We start from the raw sequence: 5,558 nt of genomic DNA, 5'->3' as shown, positions 1-5,558 counted from the left end.
TGGACCTGCCCGGCTCGGTGGTTCCTGAGATGACGTCCAGCTTGATCGAGATCTGCACCGGCGTGTGCGAGTCGCCCGCGCATGTGCTGGGCGAACTCACGCAGCTGCGCGACGCGCTGGTGCGCTGCGCCGACAAGCTGAACATCGCGGTGGTCGGCGGCGGGACGCACCCGTTCCAGCAGTGGCACCAGCAGCGCATCTACGACAAGGAGCGCTTTCGCGAGTTGTCCGAGCTGTACGGCTACCTGTCCAAGCAGTTCACCGTGTTCGGCCAGCACGTGCACGTCGGCTGCCCCGATGCCGACGCCGCGCTGCTGATGCTGCACCGCATGTCGCGCTACATCCCGCACTTCATCGCGCTGTCGGCCAGCTCGCCGTTCGTGCAGGGGCAGGACACGATGTTCGATTCCGCGCGCCTGAATTCGGTGTTCGCCTTCCCGATGTCGGGGCGCGCGCCATTCACGCTCAGCTGGGACGAGTTCGGCGAGTTCTTCGCCAAGACCACCCGCACCGGCGTGGTCAAGAGCATGAAGGACTTCTACTGGGACATCCGGCCCAAGCCGGAGTTCGGCACCATCGAGATCCGGGTGTTCGACACGCCGCTGACGGTGGAACGCGCGGCCGCCCTGTCCGGCTTCGTGCAGTCGCTGGCGGCGTGGTTCCTCAAGGAAAACCCGTTCGTGCCGCAGGAAGACGACTACATGGTCTACACCTACAACCGCTTCCAGGCCTGCCGCTTCGGGCTGGAGGCGGTCTACGTGGAACCGGCCACCGGCCAGCACCTGCCCTTGCGCGAACACATCGGGGCCACGCTGGACCGCATCGCGCCGCATGCGCAGGACGTCGGCGCCAGCGCTGCCATCGACATGCTGCGCGCCTCGGCCGACCGCGGCGCCAACGATGCCCGCTGGCTGCGCGAGACGGTCTCGCGCGAGCGGCTGCTGGCGGAGATGGTGCGGCAAGGCGCGGAACGGTTCCGGGGACGCGGGCCGCAGCAGGCCAGGTAGCCAGCCATGGGTGAATTCGACCTGATCGCGCGTTACTTCGACCGACCCGTGCGGCGCAGCCCGCTGGGCATCGGCGACGACTGCGCGCTGTTGCAGCCGGCCGCCGGCATGCAGCTGGCCGTCACCTCCGACATGCTGGTCGAGGGCCGGCACTTCCTGTCCACGGTGGACCCGCGGCGCCTGGGCCACAAGGCGCTGGCGGTCAACCTGAGCGACCTGGCGGCCTGCGGCGCGCGGCCCCTGGCGTTCACGCTGTCGCTGGCGCTGCCGGCGGTCGACCAAGCCTGGCTGGCCGGCTTCGCCCAAGGCCTGTTCGCGCTGGCCGGCGAACACGGCTGCGAGCTGGTCGGCGGCGACACGACCCGCGGCCCGCTGTGCATCAACATCACCGCCTTCGGCGAAGTGCCGGCCGGGCGGGCGCTGCTGCGCTCCGGCGCCCGGCCGGGTGACGACCTCTGGGTCAGCGGCACGCTGGGTGATGCGCGGCTGGCGCTGGAAGCCTTCCGCGGCACCATCGCCCTGCCGCAAGCCATCTTCGAAGCGGCGCGGCTGCGGATGGAGCAGCCGCAGCCGCGGGTGGCGCTGGGCCAGGCCCTGCTGGGCATCGCCACGTCCGCCATCGACATCAGCGACGGCTTGCTCGGCGACCTCGGCCACATCCTGCGGCGTTCCGGCGTGGGCGCCAGCGTCCAGGCGGCGTGCGCGCCGGGCCTGCTGGCGGCGACCGGCGCCGGGCTGCAGCTGGACGAAACATTGCTGCAGGAACTGGTGCTGGCCGGCGGCGACGACTACGAGCTGGCCTTCACCGCGCCCGCTGCGCAACGCGATGACGTCACGGCCGCGGCGGCGCGCGCCGGCACCGCCGTCACCTGCATCGGCAGCATCGCCGCCACTCCCGGACTGCGCGTGCTGGACGCTGCCGGCCTCCCGCTGCCGCGCCAGTTCGCCGGCTTCGACCACTTCCGCTGATTCCATGCGCCTGCCCGCCTTCGTGCCCATGCTCGTCCTGCTCGCGCTGCTTGCCATGGTCGGCCTGCCGGCCGCCGCGGCCACCTTCGGCGGCGTGGTCACCCACGTGACCGACGGCGACACCTTGTGGGTGCGCCCCGACGGCGAACGCGAGACGGTGGAGATCCGGCTGCTGGGCATTGACGCGCCCGAGGGTTGCCAGGCGTTCGGGCCGCAAGCCAAGAAGGCGCTGGCGGCACGCGTGCTCAAGCAACGGGTGCAGGTGCGCAGCCGCGGCCAGGACGACTACCGGCGCACGCTGGCGCAGGTGCGGCATCGCAACCAGGACGTCGGCGCCTGGCTGGTGGGCCAGGGCCACGCCTGGTCCACCGATTACCGCGGCCGCCCGGGCCGCTACGAGCGGCTGGAGGAGCAGGCCAAGCGCGAGCGCCGCGGCCTGTGGGCCGGCCTCAAGGCGATCGAGCCGCGCCACTTCCGACGCTCGCACGGTCGCTGCCTGTAAGGAAGCACTACCATCGGGGCCCATGCAGGACCCCTCCATTCTCGCGGCCAAGGTCGTGCCGCCATCGCGCCCCTCGGTCCGTTTCATGATGGCGCACCCCGCGCATCTGCTGGCGCTGGGCTTCGGCTCCGGGCTGTCGCCGATCGCGCCGGGCACCTGCGGCACGCTGTGGGCCTGGCTGGCCTACCTGGTGCTGCAGGCCTGGCTGAGCCCTACGGCGCTGGGCTGGGTGGTGGCCGCCGCACTGCCGCTAGGGTGGTGGGCCTGCACCGTCACCGCTCGCAACATGGGCGTGGCGGATCCGGTCCACATCGTCTGGGACGAGATTCTGTGCTTCTGGATCATCCTGGCGCTGGTGTTGCCAGCCGGCTGGCGCGACCAGCTCGCCGCCTTCCTGCTGTTTCGCTTCTTCGACGCGGCCAAGCCCGGGCCGATCGCCTGGATCGACCGCCACTTCAAGGCATTCGGCTGGCGCGGTGGCTTCGGCATCCTGGCCGACGACCTGGCGGCGGCCTTTTGCACCCTGCTCGTGATCGCCGCCTGGAGGCACGTCTGGTGAAGGAGCCCGCCGACCTGGCGCGCGAGCTGTCGCAGCTGCTGCTGGCACGCAGCTGGATGCTGGCGACGGCCGAAAGCTGCACCGGCGGCATGATCGCCGCCGCCTGCACCGACCTGGCCGGCTCCAGCGCCTGGTTCGAACGCGGCTTCGTCACTTATTCCAATCAAGCCAAGATCGACAGCCTCGGGGTCGACCCGGCCCTGATTGCCCGGCACGGCGCCGTCAGCGATGTCGTCGCCCGCGCCATGGCATTCGGCGCGGTGCGCCATTCGCGCGCGCAAGTGGGCGTGGCCGTGACCGGGGTCGCCGGGCCGTCAGGCGGCAGCGCCGACAAGCCGGTGGGCATGGTGTGTTTCGGCTTCCAGGTGGATGGCAGGCTCGCCAACGAAACCCGCAACTTCCAGGGCGAGCGCGCGGCGGTGCGGGCGGCGACGGTGCAGCACGCGCTCGCGCGGCTGGTCGAGCTGGTGGCGGCGACGCCGGCCGATCATTTCTGAGGCGTGGCCGCGCGTCGGCCCGGGCGCCGGTTGACCAGGCGGGGCAGCAGGAAGGTGCGCCGCAGGCCCTCCACCGCGCAGGCCACCGTCGAGGTCATGTCGTGCCCGAGGCTGGCCAGTTCGGCGTCGAGTTCGTCGATGCGCGAGTCCCATTTACCAGTCTGCATCTGGTCCACCGAGAGCACCATGCGCAAGGCGAGCAGGTTGCGCACCAGGCGGGCGCGGTCTTCTGGAAGCGATCCAGTGGCGGTCATGGCGGGCCCCTCTTTGTTGTCCGCTCCCTGGCAGCCGTCAGCCGGTCACCGCCGCGGTCCGGCCGCTGCCGCGGCAGCACAGGCAGGACAGGTACAGGATTCCCGGCGCCTCCTCCTGCGAGGGCTGGTAGCGGAACCAGCCGCCGGTGCCCGCGCACTCGTCGCACTGCGCATCGGCCCGGACGGCCCCGGCCTGGCCGCGTTCAAGGAGGTTGGCGTCGCTCATGGCTTGCTTTCGTTGGATGCAGCCACGCTACCGTGCCCCGGTTTTCCAGGCGTCGGCGCGCAGGGACGACCAGCGTAGGAAACAAGCGCTACCAACCGTTACCCGAGCCTACAGGCAGGAAGCGGCGCGAACTTCCAGCGTGGCCAGGCGCTTTTTCATCCGCAACACCTCGTTGTCCTTGCTCAGCAAGGTGCAGCGGTGCGCGATCGCCAGGTCGATGAACTTCTGGTCGTCGGGGTCGCCGCAGGTGATCGGCGCCTTGGCCGCCACCTCGACCAGCCGGACGCGGCGATCGAAATCCGCCAGCACCGCACCGGCTTCGCCGCGATGAAAGCGCACCCGCGGCGCCAGCTTGGGATAGGCCAGCACCCGGGCCAGTTCCTCGCGCATTTGCGCGGTGGCCAGCCAGTGCAGCGAGCCATCCTCCAGCCCCCGCGCCAACGGCTGCGCACCGGCGTCGCCGAACACCAGCACGTCCAGCACGATGTTGGTGTCAAGAACCAGCTGCATCGGCGAGCCGGGGTGCGCGGGCGGAACCGGCCACCATGTCGAAGCGGAACAGCCGGCACTCGATCGGTCCGTTCCACATCGGCACCCGGCGCGACTCCTTCAGCCGCATGCGCGTGGGCAGCTTGGCGTCGGGCGACAGCACCCAGGCCGTCCAGCCCGCGTAGTTGCGCTTCCAGTGCGCCGCCAGCTGGGTGAAGAAGTCACCGGCCTGCGCCATCTCGGCCTGCTCGCGGCCGCCCCGGCCCGCACCAGCGATGCCCCCGGCCTCGATTCGCTCGCCATAGGGCGGGTTCAACAGCATCCAACCGCCACCCTCGACCGGCGGGTTGCGGTGCAGCGCGTCGCCACCGCGAAACTGCACGGCGTGAGAGACCCCGGCACGGTGGGCATTGCGCTCGGCGAAGTCGACCATCCGGTGGGCCACGTCGCTGCCGAACACCTCCGCGGTCGGCGGCCGCTCGGCGGCCCGCGCTTCTTCCTTCAACGCCAGCCACTGGGCGGCCACGTGCGGGCGCAGCCGCTCGAAGCCGAAACGCCGCTGCATGCCAGGAGCGATGTTGCAGGCGATCTGGGCGGCCTCGATGGCGATGGTGCCGCTGCCGCAGCAAGGGTCGTACAGCGGCGCGGTGGCGTCCCAGCCGCTGGCCGCGATCATCGCCGCCGCCAGCGTCTCTTTCAGCGGCGCCTCGCCCTTGTCCTCGCGCCAGCCGCGCTTGAACAGCGGCTCGCCCGAGCTGTCGATGTAAAGCGTGACGGTTTCGGCGTCGAGGTGGGCGAAGACGCGTACCGCCGGCCGCTGGGTGTCGACGTCCGGCCGCACGCCGCCGCGTTCGCGGAAGCGGTCGGCCACGGCGTCCTTCACCCGCAGGGCGGCGAAGTTCAGGCTCTTGAGTGGACTCTGGTGCGAGGTCAGCTCGATCTTGAAGCTGTCGCGCGGCGTGAACCAGTCCTCCCAGGGCACCGCGGCAGCGGCCTGGTAGATGTCCTGTTCTTCCCGGTAGGGCGAATGCGACAACTGCAGCAGCACGCGCTGG

9 protein-coding genes are annotated in these 5,558 nt (G+C 70.9%); 5 read left to right on the top strand and 4 right to left on the bottom strand.

Translation table 11 applies throughout. The annotated features are described in order from the left end of the window. The 5 genes from JWP65_RS14665 to JWP65_RS14645 form a co-directional block, all read left to right on the top strand. Positions 1-1,007 (top strand): YbdK family carboxylate-amine ligase (locus tag JWP65_RS14665; protein ID WP_299764987.1); only part of this gene is annotated, 1,007 nt, incomplete at its 5' end. A gap of 6 nt (positions 1,008-1,013) precedes the next feature. Continuing rightward, entirely contained in the window at positions 1,014-1,976 is a 963-nt protein-coding gene (thiL, locus tag JWP65_RS14660) for a thiamine-phosphate kinase (RefSeq protein WP_299764986.1), read from the top strand. Between the two features lie 4 nt (positions 1,977-1,980). After that, positions 1,981-2,478, top strand: a complete 498-nt coding sequence (locus tag JWP65_RS14655; protein ID WP_299764984.1) for a thermonuclease family protein — start codon at positions 1,981-1,983, stop codon at positions 2,476-2,478. Between the two features lie 22 nt (positions 2,479-2,500). Continuing rightward, entirely contained in the window at positions 2,501-3,037 is a 537-nt protein-coding gene (locus JWP65_RS14650) for a phosphatidylglycerophosphatase A (protein WP_299764983.1), read from the top strand. A gap of 56 nt (positions 3,038-3,093) precedes the next feature. Next, positions 3,094-3,534, top strand: coding sequence for a CinA family protein (locus tag JWP65_RS14645; RefSeq protein WP_299764988.1), 441 nt, complete (start codon positions 3,094-3,096; stop codon positions 3,532-3,534). Here the strand turns inward: JWP65_RS14645 and JWP65_RS14640 are convergent. The 4 genes from JWP65_RS14640 to JWP65_RS14625 form a co-directional block, all read right to left on the bottom strand. Further along, positions 3,525-3,788, bottom strand: coding sequence for a hypothetical protein (locus JWP65_RS14640; RefSeq protein WP_299764981.1), 264 nt, complete (start codon positions 3,786-3,788; stop codon positions 3,525-3,527). The two genes, JWP65_RS14645 and JWP65_RS14640, sit on opposite strands and share 10 nt — an antisense overlap. 37 nt (positions 3,789-3,825) lie before the next feature. Next, a complete protein-coding gene (locus JWP65_RS14635; RefSeq protein ID WP_299764979.1) occupies positions 3,826-4,014 on the bottom strand; it encodes a hypothetical protein in 189 nt (62 codons plus the stop codon). A 108-nt stretch (positions 4,015-4,122) separates the two neighbouring features. Beyond that, positions 4,123-4,524, bottom strand: coding sequence for a putative toxin-antitoxin system toxin component, PIN family (locus JWP65_RS14630; RefSeq protein WP_299764977.1), 402 nt, complete (start codon positions 4,522-4,524; stop codon positions 4,123-4,125). Further along, positions 4,508-5,558 (bottom strand): THUMP domain-containing protein (locus JWP65_RS14625; protein WP_299764976.1); only part of this gene is annotated, 1,051 nt, incomplete at its 5' end. The genes JWP65_RS14630 and JWP65_RS14625, both read right to left, overlap by 17 nt.

This window comes from Ramlibacter sp., assembly GCF_028292805.1.
Taxonomy (GTDB): domain Bacteria; phylum Pseudomonadota; class Gammaproteobacteria; order Burkholderiales; family Burkholderiaceae_C; genus Ramlibacter.
The sequence above is the reverse complement of the archived record's forward strand: the minus strand, read 5'-3'. Positions and strand labels throughout refer to the sequence as shown.

What these genes read in the sequence shown, in the direction of transcription:
- thiL (WP_299764986.1), top strand. Translation starts at nt 1,014, where the DNA reads ATGGGTGAATTCGACCTGATCGCGCGTTACTTCGACCGACCCGTGCGG.
- JWP65_RS14655 (WP_299764984.1), top strand. Translation starts at nt 1,981, where the DNA reads ATGCGCCTGCCCGCCTTCGTGCCCATGCTCGTCCTGCTCGCGCTGCTT.
- JWP65_RS14650 (WP_299764983.1), top strand. Translation starts at nt 2,501, where the DNA reads ATGCAGGACCCCTCCATTCTCGCGGCCAAGGTCGTGCCGCCATCGCGC.
- JWP65_RS14645 (WP_299764988.1), top strand. Translation starts at nt 3,094, where the DNA reads ATGCTGGCGACGGCCGAAAGCTGCACCGGCGGCATGATCGCCGCCGCC.
- JWP65_RS14640 (WP_299764981.1), bottom strand. Translation starts at nt 3,788, where the DNA reads ATGACCGCCACTGGATCGCTTCCAGAAGACCGCGCCCGCCTGGTGCGC.
- JWP65_RS14635 (WP_299764979.1), bottom strand. Translation starts at nt 4,014, where the DNA reads ATGAGCGACGCCAACCTCCTTGAACGCGGCCAGGCCGGGGCCGTCCGG.
- JWP65_RS14630 (WP_299764977.1), bottom strand. Translation starts at nt 4,524, where the DNA reads ATGCAGCTGGTTCTTGACACCAACATCGTGCTGGACGTGCTGGTGTTC.